This is a genomic window from Sphingomonas zeae (genome assembly GCF_014197135.1).
Classification (GTDB): Bacteria; Pseudomonadota; Alphaproteobacteria; order Sphingomonadales; family Sphingomonadaceae; genus Sphingomonas; species Sphingomonas zeae.
The window spans coordinates 181,636-205,295 of record NZ_JACIFA010000006.1 but is presented as its reverse complement, the minus strand read 5'-3'; the positions used below and the strand labels follow the sequence as shown (position 1 = coordinate 205,295).

Below are 23,660 nucleotides of genomic sequence, written 5' to 3'. Positions count from 1 at the left end.
CATGCGCGGCTCCGCCAATCCCCCCTTTGTCGAAGTGATCGTGCAGAGCCGTGCGGCATGGTTTGCGGCCCGGCTGGCCCTGTGCGGTGCGTACATGTTGGGCGGCGTCATCAAGCTGACCGACTGGCCGGGGGCGGTGGCGGAGCAGACGCATTTCGGCATGACGCCGCCTGCGCTCTGGGCCGCGATCACCATCGCGGTCGAACTGGTCGGGCCGCTGCTGATCCTGACCGGGCGTTTCGTCTGGCTGGGGGCGGGGATGCTGGGGGTTTTCACCGCGCTTGCCGCGCTGACCGCCAATGCCTTCTGGACGATGCCGCCGGGGCCGGAGCGCTTCGCCGCGACCAACGGCTTTTTCGAGCATATCGGGCTGGTCGGCGGCTTCGTGCTGGTCGCGATGCTGGCCGGGCGGGACCGTGCTTGAACTGGCCCTCCTGCTGGCGGCTGCGGCAGCGCAGGTCGATGCTGGTGCCGCAGGGCAAAGCGGCACAGAGGCGTGGCAGGCCCCGACGCTGACCATCGTGCGCTATGACGAGCATTGGGACCGACTGGCCGCCCCCCAGGCGCGCGACGATCACTGGACCGAGCGGTTCAAATACATCCCCATCGGCGATGACGGCGCCTATCTGACCACCGGACTGGAGCTACGGGCGCGGCGCGAGGCGTTTCGCGACAATCTGTTGGGCAATGCGGCGGCCCCCGATGACGCCTATGTCTGGCTGCGCGCGCTCCCCTATGCCGACCTCCATGTCGGCCGGGTGCGGGGCTTCGTCCAACCGATCGCCGCCTATGCGATCGGCGTCGCCCCCGCTGCCGGGCCGATCGACCAGACCCGCGTCGACCTGTTGCAGGGTTTCGCCGACGTGCGCCTGGGGCCTGCCGAAACCGGCGCGAGCGATGCGCCGGGCGTGACCTTGCGCGCCGGGCGGCAGATGCTGTCCTTCGGCAGCGAGCGGCTGATCGGTACGCGCTATGGCCCCAACGTCCCGCTGGCATTTGACGGCGGTCGCGCCATCGTCTCGCTGCCCGGGGCGCGCATCGACCTGTTGGCGGTGCGGCCGGTCCAGCCGGGGGCGCACAGCTTCGACGACCGCAGCTCGGCAACAAAATCGCTCTGGGGCGCCTATGCCACCATGCCATGGGGGCAAACGGGGCTGGACCTTTATTATCTCGGCTATCGCAATCGCCTCGCCCGGTTCGGAGGGGTCACCGGGGCGGAGCGACGCCACAGCCTGGGCGTCCGTCATTATGGCGCGGCAGGCGCCTGGCACTGGAATGTCGAGGGGGTGGTGCAGTTCGGGCGGTTCGCCGATCAATCCATTCGCGCCTGGACCGTCGCGACCGAGCTGGGCCACCGCTTTCCCGCCGCCCCTTTGTCACCCGACCTCGCCCTGCGGTTCAACATGGTCAGCGGCGATGCTCATGCCGGGGACGCGCGGCTGGGCACCTTCAATGCCCTGTTTCCCAAGGGCAAATATTTCGGCGAGCTGTCGCCCATCGGGCCAAGCAATATCGTCAACGTCAATCCGCGCGCCAGCTTCGTGCTGGGCGGTGGCGTCTCGGCGAGTGTGGCCGCCATGGCCTATTGGCGGCAGTCACGCGGCGACGGCGTCTATGACATTCCTGGCAACCTGATCCGCGCGCCCGGCGCTGCGACCGCCCGCTTCATCGGCAAACAGGCCGAGGTCGCGCTGGCGTGGCAGGCGACGCCCGAACTCGAACTCTCCACCTCGCTCTCGGCCTTCGTGCCGGGCGGCTTCCTCCGCCAGACCGGCCCCGCCCGCACCACGGGCCTGTGGGGGCTGGAGGCGAATTTCCGGTTCTAAGGAGCATGACCATGACCGACACCCCCCGTTTCGACCCGCGCGTGCCCCTGTTGCTGGTGCTGTCCGTGACGACCGGACTGGTCGATGCGGCCAGCGTGCTGGGCCTGGGCAAGGTGTTCACCGCCAACATGACCGGCAACATCGTCTTCCTGGGCTTCGCGGCGGCGGGGACACCGGGCTTTGCCTGGCCGCTGTTCGTCGTGGCCCTGCTGAGCTTTCTGGTCGGCGCGCTGATCGGCGGGCGGACGGGGCGCGCGCATGTCGGACGACCCGAGCGGCGCTGGCTGCTGACGGAGGCGGCGATCGAGACCGCCTTGCTCTGGATCGCCGCCGTGCTGGCGATCGGCATGGGCCGCAACAGCCCGGAGTCCGCACCCGTCTTCGCCATCATCGCGCTGACCGGGCTGGCCATGGGCTTCCGCAATGCGACCATCCGCCAGATGAAGGTCGCGGACCTGACCACCACCGTCCTGACGCTGACCCTGACGGGTCTCGCCGCCGATTCCACCGCCGCCGGGGGCGGCAACCCGAACTGGACCCGCCGGATCGCGGCGGTGGTCGCGATCTTCGTGGGGGCGTGCGTGGGCGCCGCGCTGCTGCTTCATGTCGGTCTTGCCGCACCGCTCGCGCTGGCCGGAGCGCTGGTACTGGGCGGCACGCTGGCCTGCACCGCGCATCCTGCGGCGAACGGCATCGTCAAGGCGTGAGGGGGGTGTCCTCGGTCGCCAGCGCCCGCGCGATACGGCGATCGGGGATCAACCACAAAGCGATAACCCCGACATAGAGGATGATCGCCGCGACCCGGCTGACAAAGGCGAGCGGCACCGCGATCGCGTAGAGGAGGATGCTGCCCCACCCTTTCCAGTCACGCCCGATCGCCTTCGCCACGCGGGACTGCGCGCCGTTGCACAGGATGATGGCGCGCTCGGTCAGCTTGTAGCCGACCGCCGCCATGCCCAGCACGACGCCGTAGGCCGCCGTCGCCCCCACCGCGAAATGGCTTTCGTCATGCCAGCGGATAACGAAGGGCACCAGGCTGAGCCAGAACAGCAGGAACAGGTTCGCCCACAGCACCCGCCCGTCGATCCGCTCGGTCGCGTGGAGCAGATGATGGTGGTTGTTCCAGTACAGCCCGACATTGATGAAGCTGAGTACATAGGCCAGCAGCACCGGCGCCTCCTGCGACAGCGCGGACAGCTCGCCGCCCGCCGGTACTTTCAGTTCCAGCACCATGATCGTGATGATGATCGCGATCACTCCGTCGGTGAAGGCCTCCAGCCGTCCGGTGTTCATATCTCGCCCAGCCCCGGCATGTCGCGATCCGCCGCGCCCGCTTCGACGAACTGCTGGAGCAGCCAGGATGCGGCGGGTCCGGGCGGCAGGTCGCGGCGCCAGACGCCCGCGAAGCGGTACATGCCACCGGGATGGTCGGGCATGTGCAGCCGGACCAGCGCGCCCGTCGCCAGATCGGCCTCGATCAGCGACAGGGGCATGTTGCCCCAGCCGATCCCCTCGCGCAGCAGCGAATGCTTGGCCCCCAGATCGGCCAGCCGCCATGTGCGCGGGCTCATCACCGAAAAGTCGCGCCCCTCGGTAAAGCGCGACCGGTCGGTCAGGACAAGCTGGATATGATCGCGCCCCGCGCCCGGCGGGATGCGCTCCATCCGGGCGAGCGGATGATCGGGCGAGGCGACCGGGACCATCGGCAGTGCTCCCGCGCCGATACACTCCACGCCCTCGATCCCCGCCGCGACGGGGCCGGAAATGCCGATCGCCGCCGTCTGGTCCAGCACCATCGCGGTCACGCTGCCCAGCGCCTCCACATGCAGGCGCAGCGACACGGTCGGGAATTCGGTGCGAAAGGTCCGCAGGATCGTGCCCAGCCGGGGCGCAGGCAGCATCACGTCGACGGCCAGATTGACCTCGGCCTCCAGCCCCTCCAGCAGCCCCTTCACCTTGGCGCGCAGGCCGTCCACGCCCTCGCCGATCGCCCGCGCCTCGGCCAGCACGGCGCGGCCCTCGACCGTCAGGACCGGCTTTTTGGTCCCCTCGCGGTCGAACAGCCGCACGCCCAGCTGCGCCTCCAGATTGGCGATGCCGTAGCTGATGACCGACACCGCCCGGTTCAACCGACGCCCCGCGCCCGCGAAGCTGCCCGTATCGACCACCGCCAGAAAGATCTTGATCTGGTCGAAAGTCGGAAAGCCGGGGTTGGCCATTTCAATTCCATCGAACGTTAGCGCCCGATTTATCTCACTGAACGGGCATGTCGGCAAGGCCTATATCCGGGACAACAGACGGGCTGATCCGCCCGGTTTCAAGGAGATAGATGATGATCGAGGTTCGTCCCTTTGCTGGTCTTGGTGGTGCCGATCATGGTTGGCTGAACGCCAAGCATCATTTCAGCTTCGCCGACTATTACGATCCTGCCCGGATGAACTGGGGTGGCCTGCGGGTGTGGAACGATGACACCATCGCGCCGAAGACCGGCTTTCCGCCGCATCCGCACCGCGACATGGAGATCATCACCTATGTCCGCGAAGGCGCGATCACCCATCAGGACAATCTGGGCAACAAGGGTCGCACCGAGGCAGGCGATGTCCAGGTGATGAGCGCCGGCACCGGCATCACCCATTCGGAGTATAATCTGGAGGATGTGACGACCAAAATCTTCCAGATCTGGATCGTGCCCACCGCCAAGGGCGACAAGCCCAGCTGGGGTGCACGGCCCTTTCCCAAGGGCGATCGGGCGGGGCAGTTCGTGACGCTGGCCTCCGGCTTTGCCGAGGATGCGGACGCACTGACGATCCGCACCGATGCGCGGATCGTGGCGGCGACGCTCAAGGCGGGCGAGACGGCGGAATACCCGCTGGGCGCCAACCGCCGCGGCTATCTCGTCCCCGCCACCGGCGCGGTCGAGATCGAAGGGCAGCGGGTCGGCGCGCGCGACGGCGCCGCGATCGATCAGACCGAGACGCTGCGCGTCACCGCGATTGAGGACAGTGAGGTCATTCTGGTCGACGTTGCGTAAGCCAGGTTGGCGAGGGTCCGGTTATGACGACCGTGATCCTCGCCAATCGCTGCGAATGCCCGATTATGAGCGTTCAAACGGTTCGTACGGTGCCGCCATCGATGATGAACTCGGCCCCATGGATCGCCGCGGCGCGATCCGACGCGAGATACGCAATGAGATCGGCAACCTCATGAGGCTCGGCCGCCCGTCCAATCGGGATGCCACCCAGGCCGTCGAGCACCTTTTGCCGCGCTTCCTCGATCGTGCCACCAGTCGCCGCCCGCAGACGCTCGAGAAACTCGGAAGTGGACTCGGTCATGATCCAGCCGGGCGAGACGGCGTTGACCCGCACGCCCTTCGGCCCAACTTCCTTGGAGATGGACTTGCTGTAGGTCCTGAGCGCGGCCTTCGCAGCGGCATAGGCAGTGGTCGATTCCGGCAGCGGCAGGATCGACTGGATCGAGGTGACGTGGATCACCGTGCCGGCACCCCGATCGATCATCTGCGGTACGAGCAGGCGATCGAGACGGACGGCGGCCAGCAAGTTCAGGTTCAATTCGGCCAGCCAGTGGTCGTCGGTGAGCGCCGCGAAACCGCCAGCGGGCGACGCCGAACCACCGACCACATGGGCCAGGATGTCGATTCCCCCCATTCTGTCGAGCGCTGCTTCGGCGAGCGCCGCGCTGCCGGTGGGGGTCGTCAGATCGGCCTGGACGAAGATGGCGTCGCCAATGGGCTCCGCCTCACCTCGCGCAGCGGTGATCACCTGGGCTCCCCCTTGCGCAAAGCGCATCACGGTCGCACGGCCCAGCCCCTTGCTGCCTCCGCTGACAAGCACGCGCTTGCCAGCGAACTCCCCCTTGTCGATCGCGGCGGTCACAGCGTGATCTCCAGCGCCTTGATCGCATCGTCCTCCAGCGTGAAGCGATAGGTGAAGCGGAGCGGACTGCCGGGGAAGTCGCCATGCGCTGGCCCTTCGACCACCACATTGCCGTTTTCCTGGCGCGCCGTGTCCGGTGTGAAGATCGCTTTCACCGGAACGACCTCCTTCTCGAACAGGGTACGTAACGCGGCGTGGCCCTCGAAGCGCTTGCCGATACCGGCATCGAACACGACGGCGTCGGGCGCGAAGGGTTGTATCATCCCCTCCACATCCAAACGGGCATTCGCCGCGACATAATCGGCGATGGGCTTGGGCAGTTTGATTGTCATTGCTCGGCTCCTTGACGGGACGCGATCAATCTAGCGATATGATTGCCCATGATAATCGCCACAAAACGGCATCTGGCGTTTCGGAAAGCGGGACAATGTCCGGAGATGGTCTGAGCGAATTCGACGCGGTCCTCGCCATCGCGCGACGGGGATCGTTCCGGGCGGGGGCGCTGGAACTGGGATTGTCAACGACCGCGCTCAGCAATCTGATCGGCAAGCTCGAACGGCGGGTCGGTGTCCGGCTGTTCAATCGCACGACCCGCAGCGTCTCGCTCACCGACGCCGGGCAGACCTTTGTCGACCAGATCAGGCCCGCCGTCCGGGCGTTGCACGATGCGATGAGCGTCGCGCGGGCGCAGCTTGAGACGCCATCGGGAACGCTTCGCATCAATGCGTTTGCGACGGGCGCGCGGGAGGTTCTCAGCCCGCTTCTGCTCAAATTTCTGCGACGCTACCCTCAGGTTCACCTCGACTTGGTCACCGAAGGGCGGATCGTGGACATTGTCGAGGCCGGCTTTGATCTCGGTCTGAGAAGTGCCGACCTCGTGCCCAGCGACATGATCGCCATCCCGATCGGCCCACCACGCCGCTTCGCGGTGGTCGGGTCACCGGCCTATTTTAAGGCCAATGGCGAGCCCCGCGTGCCCCCCGATCTCCTGCGGCATGCCTGCCTGCGCATCCGACTGCCAAACGGTGCATTGCACCGCTGGCAGTTCCAGAAAGACGGAGAGCATCTTCAGGTCGATGTCACTGGTCCGATCACGCTCGACGAGGCGAGCCTCGCCCGTATCTCGGTTCTGGATCATATCGGCATCGGATACTTCATGGAATCCGATGTGCGCGACGATATTGAACAGGGTCGGCTCGTCCAGGTTCTTCAAGACTGGACGCCGCCACTGGGGCGCTTGAGCCTGTATTATCCTAACAGGCGTAATCCTTCCGCCGCGTTCAAGGCCCTGATCGACATGGCTCGCGACATCGGCTGAGAAAGGACAGCTATATCCTGAAGCCGGACCGTCGAGCCCCAATGTCCGTCGTTCGGAAGCGAAAAATCAATATGACGAGCGAACGCCCGATCCTGTACGCATAGCGCCGGTCAGGCGAACGCGTGCGAGCATAGCAGATGCCGCGGCGGATGGAGTACATCGCCCAAGACCTCTGGGTGAGCTGACCATCCGCGTCGATCGCGGTCAGGCGGCCGACCATATCGATCTCGCGCAGTTTAAACTTAAAGCTGTGGAACAGCTGCCCCAGCGCCCGGTCGGCACGAGGCAGGCCAATGGCTTACCGACCACGCTCCGCAGATTTGCCCCTTCGCGCGTACAGGCCACGCACGCCGGTTGCGCGGCTGCCGGATCATTCTGGCTCGCTTCTATGAGGCGAAACCCTTCAGCGGCAGCGCACAGCATCCAGCCCCGGGTCAGCGGGAGGAAGGCTCGTCGAACAAGCGGCCGCTCCAGCACCGTGACGGGGGGCGCGATGATGATCTCTGATGTGAGAAGGTACACCAGACTTCGGCCTGGTGTATCGCTATACCGCCACAGTTGGGCTGAAATGGCAGAGAGCGTCGCGATCGGGCGTTATCCATGTCACCGACCTGCACCGCAATTGTGGAAGCCCTCCCGAGTTCGGGAATACCAGCCGACGGCTGGCCAAACGATGCAATGGCCGAAAATCCGCCGAAGCGTCCTAGCCGTGAATAAAATCGAGAAACGCGCGCAGGGGCGGCGGTACAAGACGACGACCAGAATAATAAAGGAACGGGCCGGAGAAGGACTGCCACCAGTCCGGCAGCACAGCTTCCAATGCGCCATTGGCCAGCACCGGCCGGAGCCAGTCCTCGAACAGATGGATGACCCCACCGCCTGCGACGGCAATATCGACCAACAGGTCCGCCGCGCCGGACACGCTGGCGATTAACGGCCCCTGCGGCTCAATCCGGACGATCTCGCCGTCGCGCTCGAATTCCCACGGGCTGGTGAGCGCACCGCTGGTGAACCGGCCGCGCAGGCAGGCATGATCCAACAACTCGCGCGGATGGGTCGGCCGTCCGCGTGCGTCAAGATAGGCCGGGGCTGCCGCCGTCGCGAAGCGTTGGACACGCGGGCCGATCGGCACCGCGATCATGTCCTGCTCCAATCGCTCGTCATAGCGGATGCCCGCATCACAGCCCGACGCCACCATATCGACAAAGCCGTCCTCGGCGACGATCTCGACCTGTATGTCGGGATAGGTGGCGAGAAAGCCGGGCAGGATCGACGGCAGCACCAGACGGGCCGCGCTGACCGGCACATTAAGCTTGAGCGTGCCTGCGGGCCGGTCGCGGAACAGGTTCACGACGTCGAGCGCCGCCTCCACCTCGCCGAGTGCGGGCGCCAGACGTTCGATCAGCCGCGTCCCCGCCTCGGTCGGCACGACGCTGCGGGTCGTGCGATGGAGCAGCCGGACGCCCAGCCGCGCTTCCAGCCGCCGGACCGCTTCGCTCAGCGTCGACGCGCTCGATCCGACGGTCCGGGCCGCATCGCGGAAGCCCCGCGCCTGCGCGACCGCCAGGAATGCGTTGAGATCGGCAAGGTTGGCCTTCATCGTTCGGTTTTCCGTACAGCCCGTGCGGATCAGTCCGGCTTATCGCGATGATCTGCAAGCCGTATCTCGGTGCCAGCATAGGAGAAAGACGATGACAATCGATCAGGCAGGCACCTATTCCTTGGCCGGCCGCGACGTGAAGCGGCTCGGCTACGGCGCGATGCAGCTTGCAGGTCCCGGCGTGTTCGGTCCGCCGCGCGACCATGATGCGGCAATTGCCGTCCTGCGCGCCGCCGTCGCGGCTGGGGTCAACCACATCGACACCAGCGATTTCTACGGCCCGCACGTGACCAATCGGCTCATTCGCGAAGCGCTGTCCCCCTATCCCGACGACCTGCTGATCGTGACCAAGATCGGCGCGCGGCGCGGTGCCGATGCCTCATGGCTGCCCGCATTCGAACGAGATGAACTGGTCCGCGCGGTTGAGGACAATCTCAAGAACCTCGGGCTGGAGGCGCTCGATGTCGTCAACCTGCGCCTGATGTTCGACGTTCATGGACCGGCGGAAGGATCGCTCGCCGCGCCGCTGAAGGCCGTGGCGGATCTGCAACGGCAGGGGCTGGTACGCCATATCGGCCTCAGCAACGTGACGCCGACACAGTTTGAAGAGGCGCGCGAGATCGCCGAAATCGTCGGCGTCCAGAACCAGTATAACCTGGCGCACCGCAACGACGATGCCTTCATCGACGCGCTGGCAGCGCAGGGCGTCGCCTATGTGCCGTTCTTCCCACTCGGCGGCTTCAGCCCGCTCCAGTCGGAGGCACTGTTCGACGTGGCGGCACGGCTGGAGGCGACGCCGATGCAGGTGGCGCTCGCCTGGCTGCTCCAGCGCTCGCCCAATATCCTGCTGATCCCCGGCACCTCGTCGGTCGCGCATCTCCACGAGAACCTCGCCGCAGCCTCGTTGACGCTGCCCGAGGATGCGGTGGCCGAGCTCAACGCGATCGGCCGGTAATCAGGCCGGGCGGTTGGCGAGCACCGCGTCGAGAAGACCGGGAAAGCGCTGGTCGAATTCGGCGCGCCGCAGCGTGTTGATCATTTCGCGCCCCGCCTGCGTCGTCTCGATCAACCCCGCCGCGCGCAGCAGCTTGAGGTGATTGGACAGCGTGCTCTTTGGGATGGACTCGCACGGCGCGGCATGGGCGCAACTCAGCCGCTCCGTCGCGGCGAGCCGCGCCACCATAGCCAGCCGATTGGGATCGGCCAGCGCGTGCAGCGCCAGATCGAGCGGAACGTCCTCCAGCCGGGGATGGGTGAAGCGGGGCATGCGACAGATATAGGGTGCTACCGTAAATTTAATAGTTCGGGATTATTGAACTATTATCGCATCGACCCAATTTCCTGCCTGCCGACAGCGCACGACGCCGTGATCGCGGGCCAGATTTTTGGAGAATGCACATGTCACTTGCAGGAAAGACAGCGCTCGTTACCGGCGGATCGCGCGGCATCGGCTCGGCCATCGCCAAGCGGCTGGCGGCCGATGGCGCGACGGTGGCGATCACCTATGCCGGTAACAAGGCGGCAGCCGACGCTACCGTGGCGGCAATCGAGAGCGCGGGCGGCACCGCCTTCGCCTTCCAGGCCAATGCGGCCGATCCCGCTTCGCAGCGCACCGGCGTCGAACAGGCTGCTGCTGCTTTGGGTGGGATCGACATCCTTGTCCACAACGCCGGCGTCGCCGAGTTCTCTACGCTCGCCGAGGACACCGATGAGACATATGACCGCCAGTTTGGCGTCAACGTGAAGGGCCTCCATGTCGGCACCCGCGCGGCCCTGCCGCATCTTCGCGACGGTGGGCGGATCATCCTGATCGGCAGCATCTCGGGCGAAATGGCCTTCCCTGCGACCACGATCTACAGCGCAACCAAGGCGGCGGTGGCGGCGCTGGCGCGCGGCTGGGCCAAGGATCTTGCGCCGCGCAACATCCTGGTCAACACTGTGCAACCGGGTCCGATCGACACCGATATGAATCCCGCCGACAGCGAATTCGCGGGGCAGGTGCTGCAGGCCATCCCGCTCGGCCGCTACGGCAAAGTCGAGGAGATTGCGGGCGCTGTCGCATTCCTGGCTGGACCGGATGCGAGCTACATCACCGGCACCACGCTCAATATTGACGGCGGTGTGACGGCGTAAGCCGCCGGGTCGGCCCCTCTTCGAGACGGTCGTGGCAATCAAATTGGTCCGCCGCTTGTCGGCGGCGTGAAGGACCGACAATTTGGCGTGCCAGCGTTTACCGCTGGCACGCTTCTGCCATTACATGTCTGCAGCGGTCGGGCGAACGATGACCTCGTTGATGTCGACGCCTTCGGGCTGCTCTACGGCATAGCGAACTGCCCGCGCGATCGCGTCCGCGGTCAGCGCTTTCTTCCGCCACCCCGTCAGCGCGGTGGCCACCGCCGGATCGGTAATGTCGTGGCCGAGCTCGGTGGCGACGACGCCCGGCGAGATCAGCGTCGAACGGATATCGTCATGCTCCTGCCGCAGCCCTTCGGTAATGGCGCGCACCGCATGTTTGGTGGCGCAATAGACGGCAGCGGTCGGCATAACCATGTGCGCGGCGACCGAGGCGACATTGACGATATGGCCGCCCTGCTGCGCCACGAACCGTGGCAGAACCGCAGCGATGCCATTGAGCACGCCGTGGATGTTGACGTCGACCATTCGTTTCCACTCATCGCGTTTCAGCGCTACGAGCGGTGAAAGCGGCATGACGCCGGCATTGTTGACCAATACATCGATGCGCCCGAACCGTGCCTCGGCAGCGCCCACGAAGGCGTCAAAGTCGGCGCCGTCCGTTACGTCGAGGATGCGCCACGCGACCGTCTCGCCCAGTTCGTCGGCCAGCGCCTGCAACCGGTCGCCGCGTCGCGCGCCGATGAACAGCCGCGCGCCAGCCGCTGCCAGTTCGCGCGCCGTCGCCTCGCCGATCCCGCTGGAGGCGCCGGTGATGAGGACGACTTTGTCCATGCTTCCTGCCATGATGCTTTCCTTGCCTTAAAGTGACGGGTGGAAAGATGGCGCCGCAGGGGCCGTAAGCGGTAGAGCGATCGTCCGAACGCTTTGCACAATTCTCCAGAAGCGGCCCAATCCGCTTGCGCCTGCCGGTCGGCTGATGAATGACCATCGCATGGACCGGATTGCCGAACTTACCGACGTTATCGACCGTCATGTCAACGGATCAGGCATTTGGACGACAGCGTTACCCCGTGTTTCTCTGATTCGCGCGGACCAAGCGAGCGCCCCGACGCCCGCCGTTTATGAAGCTTCGCTTTGCCTGATCGCCCAAGGCTCGAAGCGCGTCTCGATCGGCGATCACAGCGTCGTCTACGATGCAGCGCATTATCTCCTCGTCTCGCTCGACCTGCCAATCGTCGGCCATGTCATCGATGCGAGCCCCGACCGCCCTTATCTCTGTTGCAAGATCGATCTAGACCCTGCGATGCTGGCCGATCTGATGGTAGGCGAAGGCAGTGCCGTTCCGCGCGCCGACCTGCCGGTGCTCGGCGTTTATCCCAGCGATCCCGATCTGATCGACGCCGCGTGCCGTCTGGTGGGACTGCTCGATCGACCGGAAACGATTCGAGTCCTGGCGCCGCTGATCGAAAGGGAAATCGTCTACCGTCTGATGATTGGACCGCACGGCCCGATGCTCCGCCACGTTGCAACAGCGGGCAGCCACCTCAACCAGGTCAGCCGCGCGATTTCCGCGATCCGGCGCCGCTTCGACACGCCAATCCGCATCGACGAGATCGCTGCCGAGGCAGGGATGAGCTCTTCCTCGCTATATGCGCATTTCAAGGCGATCACCCGCATGACGCCGCTTGAATACCAGAAGCAGTTGCGCCTCCAGGAAGCCCGGCGCTTGATGCTGGTCGGCGGCGCTACGGCCGGGACGGCCGGTTTCGCAGTAGGCTATGATAGTCCGTCGCAATTCAGCCGGGAATATCGCCGCTTGTTCGGCGCACCGCCGCGTCAGGATATCGACCGGCTGCATTCTGCCCAGCAGGCATAACTCTATGACTACGGTCACGGCCGGGAATGGCTGATCGAAGGAGGGGCGCCAGAATAGGCGGGGGCGCGGTCGAAATCGTTCGACGGACGATCGGGCCGCTCTTTCCGCTCGCCAAAAATGTGATCATCCTTCGGTTTGACGCACACCGATGATAGGCTCTGCCGAGCCGGGAGGCGTTTTGATCACACGTACGACGCGTCGTTTCACGGACGAGTTCAAGCGCGAGGGTGTGGCGCTGTGGGAAACGAGCGGTCCACCACAGATCGAGATTGCGGCCGAGTTGGGCATCATATCCGCGCGCTGGCGGGGCGCCGGTTCCGGCCCTGCACGACCGACACGCCAGTGGCGGCCATTGAGCCATAATCGACAACGTGCACTCGGCTATCAGGTATCTACCCAGCGTGTTCGCCAACACGGGGGATGATCAAGTCCTCGCGCATGGGATCCTTGGTCGATCGGCGGAGTGGAGGCGTTCTTGGGCCGAATCCCGGTGGGGGACGGAACAGGTCTCCGAACCGATCGTCCCCCTTCTATCACCGATGGGATGAACGACATGGCCAAGCGCACCAGCGATTTCTTCGTCGAACGGCTCAAGACCTGGGGCGTGACCCGGATCTATGGCTATCCCGGCGACGGCATCAACGGCGTTCTGGGCGCGCTCCAGCGGGCCGAGCGGGCGGGTGAGGGGATCGAGTTCATCCAGGTCCGGCATGAGGAGATGGCGGCGTTCATGGCGGTCGCCCATGCCAAGTTCACCGGCGAGATGGGCGTCTGCCTGTCGACCGGCGGGCCTGGGGCGACCCACCTCATCACCGGGCTTTACGATGCCAAGCTGGACCATATGCCGGTCCTGGCGATCGTCGGGCAGGCCGAGGCGACCATTCGCGGTGCTACCTATCAGCAGGAAATCAATCTCGACCGCATGTTCGCCGATGTCGCCGATTTCGTGCAGGAAGCGGCCGCCCCGGCGCAGGTCCGCCATCTGGTCGACCGCGGCGTGCGCATCGCCAAGGCACGCAACGGCGTGACCGCGCTGATCCTTCCCAAGGACATACAGGACGAGACATGGCAGGAGCCCGCCCGCGCGCACGGCTTCACCCGTTGTGGCCCCGGCTATACCCGCCCGCGGGTCATCCCTCACGAGGCGGATCTTGCCGCGGCGGCGGCGGTGCTGAACGCCGGACGCAAGGTCGCGATCCTGATCGGTGCAGGCGCGCGCGGCGCGGCGGACGAGGTGGTCGCGATCGCCGAGCGGCTTGGCGGCGGTGTGGCCAAGGCGCTGCTGGGCAAGGATGTGCTGCCCGACGACCTGCCCTTCGTCACCGGCGCGATCGGCCTGCTCGGCACCAAGCCGTCCTCGGACATGATGGAGCAGTGCGACACGTTGCTGATGATCGGCACGGGTTTCCCCTGGGCCGAATATCTGCCTGCCGATGGTCAGGCGCGGGCGGTGCAGATCGATATCGACCCGGCGATGCTGGGGCTTCGCTATCCGGTGGAGGTCAATCTCCACGGCGATGCGGCCGAAACGCTGCGCGCGCTCCTGCCCCTCGTCACCCATAAGACGGATCGCGACTGGCAGGCGGGCATCGTCGACGGCGTGCGCGACTGGTACGAGACGATCGACGCTCGCGCGAAGGCCAGCGCCAACCCCGTCAATCCGCAGCGCGTCGTCTGGGAAATGTCGCCGCGCCTGCCCGACGATGCGATCGTCACCTCCGATTCCGGGTCCTGCGCCAACTGGTATGCACGCGACTATCGCGTGAAAAAGGGGCAGCGGGCGTCGCTGTCGGGCGGGCTCGCCTCGATGGGGGCCGCGGTGCCCTATGCGATCGCTGCCAAATTCGCCCATCCCGATCGGCCGGTCGTCGCACTGGTCGGGGATGGCGCGATGCAGATGAACAATCTGGCCGAGATGATCACGGTGCAGAAATATTGGCGGCGCTGGGCCGATCCCCGGCTGATCGTCTGCGTCTTCAACAATCGCGATCTCAATGAGGTGACGTGGGAGCAGCGGGTGATGGAGGGCAATCCGCGCTTCGAATCGTCGCAGGACCTGCCCGATGTTCCTTATGCCCAATTCGCCGAGTTGATCGGCCTGACCGGCATCCATGTCGACGATCCCGAGCAACTCGGCACCGCCTGGGACCGGGCGCTGGCGGCGGACCGACCGGTCATCCTGGAGGTGCGGACCGATCCGGAAGTCGCGCCGCTGCCGCCGCATATCACGCTGGAACAGGCCAAGGCCTTCATGTCCGCCATGGCCAAGGGCGATTCGGGGGCCGGCGCGGTCCTGGCCGACACGGCGCGGCAGTTGCTTGGCGAGATCCTTCCCGGCCGTACGGGACGCGACTAGAGCTGCATCGACGGAGCCGCCGCCAGCGCTTGCGCCCGGTCCTGCAATCTCCGCCAGATCGCTCGTTCCTCGGTCGCTTCGGCCAGGGCGCGGTGGGCGGGCGGGCTATCCTTGGTCGTGTTGGCCCATGCTACCAGATCGCGGACCCGCGCCTCCAATTCCTCCGGCGGCACGGCATCGCGCAGGATATGGGTCGCGGTGTCGCGCAACGCGATATCGGTGTCCTGCAAGCGTAGCGTGTGGCGGGGAAATCCCGCCGCGCGCAGCAGCACACTCATCCACTTGCCGTCCCAGGACGGCGCGCTGGCGAACAGGGCATGGCCGGTCAGCGCCTCGACCATCTGTCGGGCGACGATGTCATGGGGAACGCCGTCGCGGACCACTGTTTCGCGCGACAGGCCGTGAATCTGCTCGGCGGCGTCATTCCAGTCGTCCCAGTCCGGCGCAGGCGCGATCAGATGGCTTTGCGAACGGCCATCGTCGAACACCCAGGCGATCTCGATCGGATAGCTCCGGTCCGACAGCGAGGACGCCTCGAAGTCGAGAAAGACGTTCAAGTGCGATCCTCCCCGTTCGCGTACCACTCCGCATAGCCGGTGTTGCGGACCATATGGCGGTTGAGATCGGGCGCTCCGTCGTCCCACCATACCGGGCCGCGTTCGCCCAGCGCGACCTTGGCGTTCTGAACCTGCGCGCGCGCGCGGATTAGGCCCGCTTCGTCCTTCCGCATCATTCCGGTCCGCACCGCCCGCCGGGCCTGCATCAAGGCGTCAACCAGCGCCTGTCGCTCGTCCGGCGCCAAAGCGGGGTTGCTCCTGCGCCATAACCGGCCCCGGACGACGATGTAGCGGCCATCGGGCGTGATCGGCGGCTGGCTTATCGGCGCCGCCACAGCATCGCCCCCAGGGCCGCCAGCCCCAGTGCGGCGACGCCAGCGCCCGCCGCCGCCTTTCGGCGCTGGTTCGGGCGGCGCCGGCCGCCATCGATGCCGCTGGGGGCAGGAGGGGGATCATGCAGCGCGCCGCTGCCATCCGTGCCGGGATCGGCCTTTCGGGTCCAATGATCCATGAAGCCGTTCATCATCGCCGCGCCGAGGTTGGGCACGAAGAACTGGTTCAGCTTCAGGGCGATGGCCGGCGCCCCGACAGCCATGGTATTGCGGGGATGGTCGGCGAGCCGCACTACGGCCCTGGCCACCGTCTCAGGTGAAAGCGCCCCGGGCGGCAGCGACAGCGCCGCGCCCGTATAATTGGCGGCGTGATCGATCCCCGGCGTGTCGACGAAGGTCGGATAGACGTCGCAGACATGGATGCGCGGGTGTTTTGACAATTCGCCACGCAGCGCTTCGCTGAAGCCGCGCAGCCCGAATTTGCTTGCGGAATAGGCGGCGGCATAAGGGGTGGCGACGAAACCACCGACTGAGATCATGTTGATGAAGATGCCATGATCCTGCGCCAGGAAGATGGGTAGGACGGCATGGGCGTCGTTCATATGGCCGATCAGGTTCGCGGCGACCACCTGTGCATGATCGGCGATCGGCACATCGTGATATTTGCCCACCACGCCGACGCCGACATTGCTGAACCAGACGTCGATCCCGCCCAGATCGTCGCGGGCCCGCGCGGCGAGCCGGGCGACGGCGCCAGCGTCGGTCACGTCGACGACCTGGACCTGCGCTTCGCCGCCCGCCGCGCGGCAGCGTTCGGCAATGTCGTCGAGCCCGGCCTTGCCCCGCGCGGCCAGGACCAGTCTCGCGCCCTGCTTGGCAAAGGCGATGGCGGTGGCGGCGCCGATGCCGCTGGAGGCGCCGGTAATGACGACGCGCTTGGCTGATGTCGTGCGGGTCACGCTTTCTGCCTCGAAAAGAATGATATGGGACAGACGAACGCCGGAGACGGTCGTTCCGAATGACCTCGTCGTCCGGTGTCGAGGAACCTTGCGGGCGGTGCCGAAAGGGTTAGGCTGATCCGATGGCCGTTTTTGATGACAGCTTCGATCCCGACCTGGGCGCAGCCTGCAACCGCCTGGCAAAATGGGTGGAGGCCCTGCCTGAGGGCACGCTGATCGATTCCGCTTCCGCACTGACGGAGGATGATCTCGCACTCATTCTGCGGCGTCTCTATGCCACCCGGCATCTGGGGCCGGACACACGGGCTGTGGGCCCCGCGCCGCCTTCGACCGCGCGAGCGTCGGTGCCGGTGACGGCAAAAAGCTGACGGTGCCGTAATCGGCACAAAAAATCGGCCGTTCCGGAATTTCCCTCAATCCGAACGGCACGGGCGAGCCGCGCTCTATGAAGTGGCCGATGGCAAAGCACCGGCCGCGCCTGTCGCGCCGTCCTGTCGCATCAGCCCGCTGGCCTCCTGGAGCCGCCGGCGGCCGCACCCGTCCGAGGCCCGGTCGAACCAACCAGATGGGACATTCCGGCTTGTATGCCGCTTTCCCGTATCGCAGGCGACCGGAGGATCGGCGCCGCCGGGACCATCGGGTCGCGAACGGGCATGACCAGCGCGGTGGACGCGCCATCCGGGCTTCGGGATGGCGGGGCGAGGGCCTGGTCCAGAGCAGCGGCCAGGATGGGCACCGCGCTTCCCCGGACCATCGACTCATGGTCGCCTGGTATCGTCCAGACCGTCAATTTTCCCGTCACGACGGCACCCCAGCCGGTATCGTTGTGGCGGGCCGTGGGTTCGAGCGACAGGACCCGGCCGGAATAGGGCGCCGCGACATAGCGGTGTGTCGCCTGCTCGACCCTTTGGCTGAAGCTCGCATCACCCGGCGGCGTCGCTTTGCCATGGAGCAAACGGGTCAACCCCGTGCGAACCTTTTGAATCGGGCGTCGCCGGGGCCGGTCGGCATCGAGCAGGACGAGCAGGTCGACCGCACGACCATCCTCCTCCAGTTGCCGGGCCAGTTCATAAGCGACAATGCCCCAACGGCACCATCCGCCCAGACTCAGCGGACCGATGGGATGCACCGACACGAGATGCTCCTTGAGCCGTGCCGCCACCGCCGGGATCGACAGCGCCCCTGCGCCCAGCGCGTCTTCATCAAGCGGATCGATGTTGAGCGTCAGCACCGGCTGCTCGGCGGACAAGCCGCGCAGGATGTTGCGCATCAGCGGCCCGGTGTCGAGCCAGTAGAGCGGCGGTCTTGTTCCCTCGGGATTGAGCAGCATCATCCCCCGATCGGCGGGCTGGTCGCCCAGCGCGATGCGCGCCGCCATGGCGGACAAGGTGGAGTGGCGCATCAGGTCGATCAGCGCCAGGCGCACGCCGAACGCCGCCTCGATCCGGCGGGCCAGCCGTACGGTCATCAGCGAATAGCCGCCCAGATCGAAGAAGTCATCGTCCGCCGCGATCGCACCGATGTTCAGCAACTCGCTCCAGATCGCCGCCAGCTGCCGGTCGATGGCATCGGTCGCTTCCACGGGAATGGCGGCCGGCGCCGCAGCGAAGGGGTCGGGCAGGGCCGCGCGGTCGATCTTGCCATTGGGAGTCAGTGGCATGGACAACAGCGTCACGATCCGGTCGGGGATCATATAGGCGGGCAGGTGGTCGGCCAGGAACGCCTTGACCGCGCGGGGGCCGAGCCATTTGGCGCGCGGCACGACATAGCCGACCAGCAAGGCCTCGCCCGAGGGATCGGTCCATAACCGTACCGCGCTCCACGCGGCATCGGAATGCAGCGACAGCGCGGCCTCGACATCGCCCAGCTCGATGCGAAACCCGCGGACCTTCACCTGATCGTCGATCCGCCCCAGGCAATAAAGCGCACCGCGTTCGTCGAACCGGCCCAGATCGCCGGTCCGGTACACCCGCGACCCGTCCGCCATGTGCACGAAGCGCTCGGCGGTCAACTCGGGCCGGTTGCGATAGCCACGCGCGACGCCCGATCCGCCGATCACGATCTCGCCCACTTTCCCCGGTGGCACGGGCGTCAGATCGCTGTCGGTGACGTACACCGCGATCCCGTTCATCGGCCAGCCGATCGGTATGGCGTCATGACTGGGCGTCACGCGGCAGGCGGTGGACCAGACGGTGGTTTCGGTCGGACCATAGATGTTCCAGAGTTCGCCACATCGCAGCAGCAGCCGGTCGGCGAGCGAGCGGGTCAGCGCCTCGCCCCCCGCCAGGATGCGCAAGCCCGGCAGGCCGCTCCAACCATGTTCGACGAGCGCGCGCCAGGTGGACGGCGTGGCCTGCGCCAGATCGGGGCGATGCGTGGCGAAGGCGGCGGCGAGCCGTGCGGGATCGGCCGCATCCTCCAGATCGATCAGCGCCAGCGATCCGCCCACGAAAAAGGGCAGGAACAGGTCCGGCACCGACAGGTCGAAGCTGAGCCGCGTGAGCCCCAGCATTTTTTCACCCGCACGAAAGCCCGGGCTTGCCGCCATGGTCGTCAGCAGCGCGACTAGCGCGCTATGCTCGATCTCCACACCCTTGGGCCGGCCGGTCGATCCGGACGTGAAGATGACATAGGCCAGCGTCGCGGGCGTGATCGCCGGGCTGGGGAGCATCATCGCGGGCTCGCTATCGTCCTCGGCGATCATCACCGGCACGCCCAGACCGCCGACGACCTCGGCATAGCAGCGATTGGCAACGATCAGCGCAGGCCCCGCATCCTCCATGATATGGGCCAGGCGGGTCGGCGGCGTCGAGGGATCGATCGGCAGATAGGCCGCGCCGATCTTGAGAACCGCCAGCAGCCAGGCGGGCAGATCGACATCGCGCGCCAGGCAGACGCCGATCAGCGGGTGATCGTCGGTCAGCATGGAGGCCAGCCGCGCCGCCAGCTGGTCGACCCGCGCCGCCAACTCGCCATAGCTGCGCCGCTGGCCCCGCGCTTCGACCGCAGGGGCGTCGGGATCGCACCAGGCGTGGCGCGCGACGATGTCGGGCAGGGGGCACCAGGCGCGGTTCACGACATGGCCGGTCGTTTCTGGCTCGCACCGCATGTCGTATCCCCTTCCCTCAATGCCGCCGGTTCGAGCCGGTCGTCCGCAGCATCCAACGGTCCGCCGCTTCCCGATATGTCGAATGATGCATCGGCCAGGGATCGAGGCGGCTAGGCCGGAGGTGATGGTCCTGCACAGCCTTCCGCGCGACGCGCTTTCTCGCCACGGCTCGCGATCGGAGCGGCCCCGCCTTTTCCTCAACGGCAAATTCTATGCGGGCAAGACCAATGGCGTGCACCGGGTCGCGGATCGGCTGTTGCGCGAACTGGATGCGCTGGCGGTGGCGGGCGCGGCCCCGGCGGGATGGGACATGCGGCTGCTGCTGCCCGCGCGCCCCACCTGGGCGCCGCGCTTCGCCGCGATCACGCCGATGCCGCAACGATATGGCGCAAGCCAGTTCTGGGAACAGATGATCCTGCCTTTTGCGGCGCGGCGCGGGGTGCTGGCCAGCTTCGCCAATCTCGCTCCCGGCTGGCATTCGGCCAAGGTGACGATGGTGCACGACGCGCAGTTCCTGCTGTCGCCGGAAAGCTATTCGCCCAAATTGCGCTGGGGCTATCGCCTGCTCGTGCCGCGGGGCGCGCGGTCGAGCCGGGTGGTGCTGACCGTGTCGGACTATGCGCGCGACAGCCTGGCAACGTTCGGCATCGCGTCACCCGTGCAGACGCAGGTGGTGCATAACGGTGCGGACCATATCATGGACGTGCCCGCCGACCGGAGCGTGCTGGACGAATATGGACTGGCGAATGAGTCCTACGGGCTGATCTTCGGTTCCACCTCGGCCTATAAGAACGTCGCGGCCGTCTTCGCCGCTTTTGCCGATCCGCGTTTGGCCGCGATGCCGCTGGTCGTGGTCGGCCCGCCGCGCACGGTGCTGGAGGCGGCGGGTCTGCATCCGCCGCCGGGCGCGATATTCGTGGGCGGGATCGATGATAGCGGCCTGCGCGCGCTCTATGAGGGGGCGCATTGCCTGCTCTATCCGTCGCGGACCGAAGGCTTCGGTCTGCCGCCGGTCGAGGCAATGTTGTGCGGCTGCCCGGTGGTCGCGGCCCCGGCCGGGGCGATTCCGGAGGTCTGCCGCGACGCGGTCGTCTATGCCGGGATGGACAATATCGGCGAGTGGGTCGGCGCCGTGCTGAAGCTGCGCGACCGACAGGTGCGCGCGGCCAAGATCGCCGCAGGTCGCGCCCGTGGCGGCCATTTCACCTGGGCGGCGGCGGGGGTCAGGCTGGCCGGGATATTGACCAAGGTGCTGACGCCCTGACCGGCTGGTCGCCGTCGCGCATGGTCAGCCCGAAATGGCTTTCCGCAAGCCCCAATATGCGTGCGGCATGACGTTCGGGCGACAGGAACCGGCGCAGCGCGGCATGTTGCCGCGTCGGCGAAGGGGGTTCCGCCGCCATCTGCGCGAGCATGGTCGCCAGGCTGCCGGGCTGGCCCGGGTCGAAGATATGTCCCCCGCCGAAGCGCCCTACCAGTTCGGACGAACCGGCGCGCGACGACACCAGCACCGGCACCCCCGCCGCCATCGCCTCCGGCACGATCAGCCCCCAGGTCTCGTTCCACAGCGAAGGCAGGACGACCACGCCGCAGGATCGCATCGCCGCCGCCATCGCCTCGCGCGGCGCCCAGGGGCGGTGGGTAATGCCGGGCGTCGCGGCGAGCAGCGGCTCGAGCGACCCCTGGCCGACGAACAGCCCGGTGCGCCCCGTTTCCCGCAGCGCCTCGACCAATAGCCCGACGCCCTTGTCCGCTTCCAGCCGCCCGAAATAGCCGATGTCGTAGCTTGGCGGCGGAGCAGGTTGCGGTTCGGCTTCGGGCAGCGACAGGGGATTGTGCAGCACCGCATGCCGCTGATCGGGGAGCAGCGGCATGATGGTCCGCTGTGCATGTTCGGACAGGTGCAGGAACAGGCGGCGGCTCGGCCGGCTGGCGGTGGTGGCATGGCGCACCGCATGCCGGGCGAGGCGGCCGAGCTTGGGCAAGCGGCCCTGGCGGTCGCAGTCGCTGGTCAGGCAATGCCGTCGCATCGGCCGCCGGTCGCACGGCTTGCCCGCTGTGAAGTCGTAATAGATGCCGTTCGGGCAAACCCAGAAATAGTCGTGCATGTAGATCATTGTCGGAAAGCGGCTGGCGATGCGCAGGGCCGCGGGCGACAGGTACCGGGTCCATTGGTGCAGGACGATCAGCGTCGTATCGGTGTCCAGACCCGCCAGTTCCCGCGACACCGCCGCTTGGGCGTCGGGATTGTAGATCGCCCGCAGCATCGCGCCGGTGCCTGCGCCGCGCAGGTCCGCGCCGCCCAGGCCGTGGAAGCGTTCGGGCTCGACCTCGGGGCGTTCGCCAAACCCGGCGATGGCATGGACGTCGGCCCCGGCCGCGCGCAGCGCGCGGTAGCTGTCGAGCGCGGCATGGCCCGCCCCGCCACTGCCCGGTCCCTCGCCGCCGATATAGTCGGACAGCAGGACGATGCGGCCGTTACGCATGGGCGACGAGCGGTGTCGCCATGCGCTCTTCCCGCGCGACCGGAGACAATTCGGCATAAAGCGCCGCCAATTCGGCATTCATCCGCTGCGCGGTGAACATGGTCTCATAGCGTGCCCGCCCGGCGGCCCCCATCGCCTGCCAGGTGGCACGGTCGTGGCGGGCAAGCGCATGCATCAGCCGTTCGGGGCGATCGGGGGGGACGAGATAGCCGGTTTCTCCATCCACCACGATCTCGCGAAGCCCGCCCACATCGGACGCGACGACCGCGCAGCCGCCGCACATCGCCTCCAGCGCGACGAGGCCGAAGCCTTCCCAGCGCGAGGGGACCACGACGACATCGGCGGCGGCAATTTCGGTCGCGACCTCGGACAGCGATCGCCAGCCGAGATATTCGATCTGCGGACTGCGTTTGCGCGGCGTGGTGGCGGGGCCGGCAACCGCCTTGCCAATGACACGCACCGCGACATGGTCCTGAATGGGCTCCACCGCGTCGAGCAGCGTGTCGAACCCCTTTTGCGTGTCCAGCCGCCCGACGAACAGCACCCGCACCCGATCGTCCTGCCAGCGGGCGGGGCGTTCGCTGTGCAGGTCGGTGATGCCGTTCAATACCAGGGTCAGCGCGGCGGGATCGATACCGATCCGCGCCCCTTCGCGCCGTTCATGGTCGGAGATCAGGACGATGCGGTCGGCGGCAGGCGCCAGGAGGCGCTCGACCCCTTCGATCAGCCGCCGCTTCCACGCTGAGGAGCGGCGATCGAACGCCCAGCCATGCGGGCAATAGACGATACGGAACGTTGCGCGCCGCCACGACCCGTACATCAGCCGCAGCACGGCCCCCGCAAAGCTGGAATGGGCATGGACGATGGTCGGCCTGACGTCGTCCACCGCGCGCGCGATCGCCCCGGCGAGCGACATCATGCCACGTACCGAGCGATGCTTTCGTCGCCAGGGGATCAGCAGCCGCCGGTCGACTCCGCTCAAATGCGCGGCATGTTGTGCGGGGACGAGCGCACGGACCCGGTCGCCGCCATAGCGTCGTGCCTGATCCGACAGAATTTCGGTCAGATAGGTGCCGACGCCGCCCTGCGCGGATTCGGCGATGTGAAGAATCCTCATCTGCCCTCTCCGAAAAGCCGGTGATGTCCGTGGCCTAGCCACGGCGAGTGTCGGCAACCCCATCATTTGACATGATTGGCGGGCCGTTGCCGTGG

24 protein-coding genes are annotated in these 23,660 nt (G+C 66.7%); 11 read left to right on the top strand and 13 right to left on the bottom strand.

Annotated elements, in window-relative coordinates:
- Position 1 precedes the first annotated feature (1 nt).
- From GGR45_RS10935 to GGR45_RS10925, 3 genes are read left to right on the top strand one after another with little or no spacing between them, the layout of a single operon-like run.
- Positions 2–424: a DoxX family protein gene (locus tag GGR45_RS10935; RefSeq protein ID WP_175312495.1), complete on the top strand. Its 423-nt coding sequence runs from the start codon at positions 2–4 to the stop codon at positions 422–424.
- Positions 417–1,826, top strand: a complete 1,410-nt coding sequence (locus GGR45_RS10930) for an alginate export family protein (RefSeq protein WP_175312443.1) — start codon at positions 417–419, stop codon at positions 1,824–1,826. Before GGR45_RS10935 ends, GGR45_RS10930 begins: the two co-directional genes overlap by 8 nt.
- Before the next feature lie 11 nt (positions 1,827–1,837).
- Entirely contained in the window at positions 1,838–2,533 is a 696-nt protein-coding gene (locus GGR45_RS10925; protein ID WP_175312496.1) for a YoaK family protein, read from the top strand.
- Here the strand turns inward: GGR45_RS10925 and GGR45_RS10920 are convergent.
- Positions 2,523–3,119: a TMEM175 family protein gene (locus GGR45_RS10920; RefSeq protein ID WP_175312497.1), complete on the bottom strand. Its 597-nt coding sequence runs from the start codon at positions 3,117–3,119 to the stop codon at positions 2,523–2,525. The two genes, GGR45_RS10925 and GGR45_RS10920, sit on opposite strands and share 11 nt — an antisense overlap.
- Positions 3,116–4,045, bottom strand: coding sequence for a LysR family transcriptional regulator (locus GGR45_RS10915; RefSeq protein ID WP_175312498.1), 930 nt, complete (start codon positions 4,043–4,045; stop codon positions 3,116–3,118). The genes GGR45_RS10920 and GGR45_RS10915 overlap by 4 nt, the downstream gene beginning before the upstream one ends.
- Positions 4,046–4,158: 113 nt before the next feature.
- Here GGR45_RS10915 and GGR45_RS10910 point away from each other — a divergent pair, with 113 nt between their 5' ends.
- Positions 4,159–4,857, top strand: a complete 699-nt coding sequence (locus GGR45_RS10910) for a pirin family protein (RefSeq protein ID WP_175312499.1) — start codon at positions 4,159–4,161, stop codon at positions 4,855–4,857.
- A gap of 73 nt (positions 4,858–4,930) precedes the next feature.
- Here GGR45_RS10910 and GGR45_RS10905 read toward each other — a convergent pair whose 3' ends face one another.
- Both GGR45_RS10905 and GGR45_RS10900 read right to left on the bottom strand, forming a co-directional pair.
- The gene (locus tag GGR45_RS10905; protein ID WP_175312500.1) at positions 4,931–5,719 is read right to left on the bottom strand and encodes an SDR family oxidoreductase; all 789 of its coding nucleotides are present in this window, start codon (positions 5,717–5,719) and stop codon (positions 4,931–4,933) included.
- A complete protein-coding gene (locus tag GGR45_RS10900; RefSeq protein ID WP_175312501.1) occupies positions 5,716–6,051 on the bottom strand; it encodes a nuclear transport factor 2 family protein in 336 nt (111 codons plus the stop codon). Before GGR45_RS10900 ends, GGR45_RS10905 begins: the two co-directional genes overlap by 4 nt.
- Positions 6,052–6,146: 95 nt before the next feature.
- Here GGR45_RS10900 and GGR45_RS10895 point away from each other — a divergent pair, with 95 nt between their 5' ends.
- A complete protein-coding gene (locus GGR45_RS10895; RefSeq protein ID WP_175312606.1) occupies positions 6,147–7,037 on the top strand; it encodes a LysR family transcriptional regulator in 891 nt (296 codons plus the stop codon).
- A 703-nt stretch (positions 7,038–7,740) separates the two neighbouring features.
- On the opposite strand, the gene GGR45_RS10890 is transcribed toward GGR45_RS10895, so the two are convergent.
- Positions 7,741–8,637: a LysR family transcriptional regulator gene (locus tag GGR45_RS10890; protein ID WP_175312502.1), complete on the bottom strand. Its 897-nt coding sequence runs from the start codon at positions 8,635–8,637 to the stop codon at positions 7,741–7,743.
- A gap of 91 nt (positions 8,638–8,728) precedes the next feature.
- Between GGR45_RS10890 and GGR45_RS10885 the strand changes: the two genes are divergently transcribed.
- Positions 8,729–9,592: an aldo/keto reductase family oxidoreductase gene (locus GGR45_RS10885; RefSeq protein WP_175312503.1), complete on the top strand. Its 864-nt coding sequence runs from the start codon at positions 8,729–8,731 to the stop codon at positions 9,590–9,592.
- Here the strand turns inward: GGR45_RS10885 and GGR45_RS10880 are convergent, their stop codons facing one another.
- Positions 9,593–9,904 carry an ArsR/SmtB family transcription factor gene (locus GGR45_RS10880; RefSeq protein ID WP_175312504.1) on the bottom strand — a complete coding sequence of 104 codons (312 nt, stop codon included), beginning with the start codon at positions 9,902–9,904 and terminating at the stop codon, positions 9,593–9,595. It lies immediately after the preceding gene.
- A gap of 131 nt (positions 9,905–10,035) precedes the next feature.
- Between GGR45_RS10880 and GGR45_RS10875 the strand changes: the two genes are divergently transcribed.
- Entirely contained in the window at positions 10,036–10,770 is a 735-nt protein-coding gene (locus GGR45_RS10875; RefSeq protein WP_175312505.1) for an SDR family oxidoreductase, read from the top strand.
- Positions 10,771–10,890: 120 nt separating this feature from the next.
- Here GGR45_RS10875 and GGR45_RS10870 read toward each other — a convergent pair whose 3' ends face one another.
- Positions 10,891–11,616, bottom strand: a complete 726-nt coding sequence (locus GGR45_RS10870; RefSeq protein WP_175312506.1) for an SDR family oxidoreductase — start codon at positions 11,614–11,616, stop codon at positions 10,891–10,893.
- A 148-nt stretch (positions 11,617–11,764) separates the two neighbouring features.
- Here GGR45_RS10870 and GGR45_RS10865 point away from each other — a divergent pair, with 148 nt between their 5' ends.
- Together GGR45_RS10865 and GGR45_RS10860 are read left to right on the top strand one after the other, a co-directional pair.
- Complete coding sequence (locus tag GGR45_RS10865) at positions 11,765–12,649, top strand: AraC family transcriptional regulator (protein WP_175312507.1); 885 nt, start codon at positions 11,765–11,767, stop codon at positions 12,647–12,649.
- Positions 12,650–13,202: 553 nt separating this feature from the next.
- Complete coding sequence (locus GGR45_RS10860; protein ID WP_175312508.1) at positions 13,203–15,005, top strand: thiamine pyrophosphate-requiring protein; 1,803 nt, start codon at positions 13,203–13,205, stop codon at positions 15,003–15,005.
- Here the strand turns inward: GGR45_RS10860 and GGR45_RS10855 are convergent.
- Genes GGR45_RS10855 through GGR45_RS10845 form a run of 3 tightly spaced genes read right to left on the bottom strand, consistent with a single transcriptional unit; the run spans position 15,002 to position 16,853 of the window.
- Positions 15,002–15,562: a transcriptional regulator gene (locus GGR45_RS10855; RefSeq protein ID WP_175312509.1), complete on the bottom strand. Its 561-nt coding sequence runs from the start codon at positions 15,560–15,562 to the stop codon at positions 15,002–15,004. The two genes, GGR45_RS10860 and GGR45_RS10855, sit on opposite strands and share 4 nt — an antisense overlap.
- A complete protein-coding gene (locus GGR45_RS10850; protein WP_285138881.1) occupies positions 15,559–15,897 on the bottom strand; it encodes a hypothetical protein in 339 nt (112 codons plus the stop codon). The genes GGR45_RS10855 and GGR45_RS10850 overlap by 4 nt, the downstream gene beginning before the upstream one ends.
- The gene (locus tag GGR45_RS10845) at positions 15,882–16,853 is read right to left on the bottom strand and encodes an SDR family oxidoreductase (RefSeq protein ID WP_175312510.1); all 972 of its coding nucleotides are present in this window, start codon (positions 16,851–16,853) and stop codon (positions 15,882–15,884) included. Before GGR45_RS10845 ends, GGR45_RS10850 begins: the two co-directional genes overlap by 16 nt.
- A gap of 122 nt (positions 16,854–16,975) precedes the next feature.
- Here GGR45_RS10845 and GGR45_RS10840 point away from each other — a divergent pair, with 122 nt between their 5' ends.
- Positions 16,976–17,221, top strand: coding sequence for a hypothetical protein (locus GGR45_RS10840; protein WP_175312511.1), 246 nt, complete (start codon positions 16,976–16,978; stop codon positions 17,219–17,221).
- 131 nt (positions 17,222–17,352) lie between these two features.
- On the opposite strand, the gene GGR45_RS10835 is transcribed toward GGR45_RS10840, so the two are convergent.
- Positions 17,353–19,962 (bottom strand): non-ribosomal peptide synthetase, encoded by a 2,610-nt coding sequence (locus tag GGR45_RS10835; protein WP_175312512.1) that lies wholly within the window; start codon positions 19,960–19,962, stop codon positions 17,353–17,355.
- A gap of 82 nt (positions 19,963–20,044) precedes the next feature.
- Here GGR45_RS10835 and GGR45_RS10830 point away from each other — a divergent pair, with 82 nt between their 5' ends.
- Entirely contained in the window at positions 20,045–21,226 is a 1,182-nt protein-coding gene (locus GGR45_RS10830) for a glycosyltransferase family 4 protein (protein ID WP_175312513.1), read from the top strand.
- Here the strand turns inward: GGR45_RS10830 and GGR45_RS10825 are convergent.
- Both GGR45_RS10825 and GGR45_RS10820 read right to left on the bottom strand, forming a co-directional pair.
- A complete protein-coding gene (locus GGR45_RS10825; RefSeq protein WP_175312514.1) occupies positions 21,186–22,448 on the bottom strand; it encodes a glycosyltransferase in 1,263 nt (420 codons plus the stop codon). The two genes, GGR45_RS10830 and GGR45_RS10825, sit on opposite strands and share 41 nt — an antisense overlap.
- Positions 22,441–23,565, bottom strand: a complete 1,125-nt coding sequence (locus tag GGR45_RS10820) for a glycosyltransferase (RefSeq protein ID WP_175312515.1) — start codon at positions 23,563–23,565, stop codon at positions 22,441–22,443. Before GGR45_RS10820 ends, GGR45_RS10825 begins: the two co-directional genes overlap by 8 nt.
- Positions 23,566–23,660: the final 95 nt, after the last annotated feature.

Coding starts and splice junctions, on each gene's coding strand:
- GGR45_RS10935 (WP_175312495.1), top strand. CDS start 2: ATGCGCGGCTCCGCCAATCCCCCCTTTGTCGAAGTGATCGTGCAGAGC.
- GGR45_RS10925 (WP_175312496.1), top strand. CDS start 1,838: ATGACCGACACCCCCCGTTTCGACCCGCGCGTGCCCCTGTTGCTGGTG.
- GGR45_RS10920 (WP_175312497.1), bottom strand. CDS start 3,119: ATGAACACCGGACGGCTGGAGGCCTTCACCGACGGAGTGATCGCGATC.
- GGR45_RS10915 (WP_175312498.1), bottom strand. CDS start 4,045: ATGGCCAACCCCGGCTTTCCGACTTTCGACCAGATCAAGATCTTTCTG.
- GGR45_RS10910 (WP_175312499.1), top strand. CDS start 4,159: ATGATCGAGGTTCGTCCCTTTGCTGGTCTTGGTGGTGCCGATCATGGT.
- GGR45_RS10900 (WP_175312501.1), bottom strand. CDS start 6,051: ATGACAATCAAACTGCCCAAGCCCATCGCCGATTATGTCGCGGCGAAT.
- GGR45_RS10895 (WP_175312606.1), top strand. CDS start 6,147: ATGTCCGGAGATGGTCTGAGCGAATTCGACGCGGTCCTCGCCATCGCG.
- GGR45_RS10890 (WP_175312502.1), bottom strand. CDS start 8,637: ATGAAGGCCAACCTTGCCGATCTCAACGCATTCCTGGCGGTCGCGCAG.
- GGR45_RS10885 (WP_175312503.1), top strand. CDS start 8,729: ATGACAATCGATCAGGCAGGCACCTATTCCTTGGCCGGCCGCGACGTG.
- GGR45_RS10880 (WP_175312504.1), bottom strand. CDS start 9,904: ATGCCCCGCTTCACCCATCCCCGGCTGGAGGACGTTCCGCTCGATCTG.
- GGR45_RS10875 (WP_175312505.1), top strand. CDS start 10,036: ATGTCACTTGCAGGAAAGACAGCGCTCGTTACCGGCGGATCGCGCGGC.
- GGR45_RS10870 (WP_175312506.1), bottom strand. CDS start 11,616: ATGGCAGGAAGCATGGACAAAGTCGTCCTCATCACCGGCGCCTCCAGC.
- GGR45_RS10865 (WP_175312507.1), top strand. CDS start 11,765: ATGGACCGGATTGCCGAACTTACCGACGTTATCGACCGTCATGTCAAC.
- GGR45_RS10860 (WP_175312508.1), top strand. CDS start 13,203: ATGGCCAAGCGCACCAGCGATTTCTTCGTCGAACGGCTCAAGACCTGG.
- GGR45_RS10840 (WP_175312511.1), top strand. CDS start 16,976: ATGGCCGTTTTTGATGACAGCTTCGATCCCGACCTGGGCGCAGCCTGC.
- GGR45_RS10835 (WP_175312512.1), bottom strand. CDS start 19,962: ATGCGGTGCGAGCCAGAAACGACCGGCCATGTCGTGAACCGCGCCTGG.
- GGR45_RS10830 (WP_175312513.1), top strand. CDS start 20,045: ATGATGCATCGGCCAGGGATCGAGGCGGCTAGGCCGGAGGTGATGGTC.
- GGR45_RS10825 (WP_175312514.1), bottom strand. CDS start 22,448: ATGCGTAACGGCCGCATCGTCCTGCTGTCCGACTATATCGGCGGCGAG.
- GGR45_RS10820 (WP_175312515.1), bottom strand. CDS start 23,565: ATGAGGATTCTTCACATCGCCGAATCCGCGCAGGGCGGCGTCGGCACC.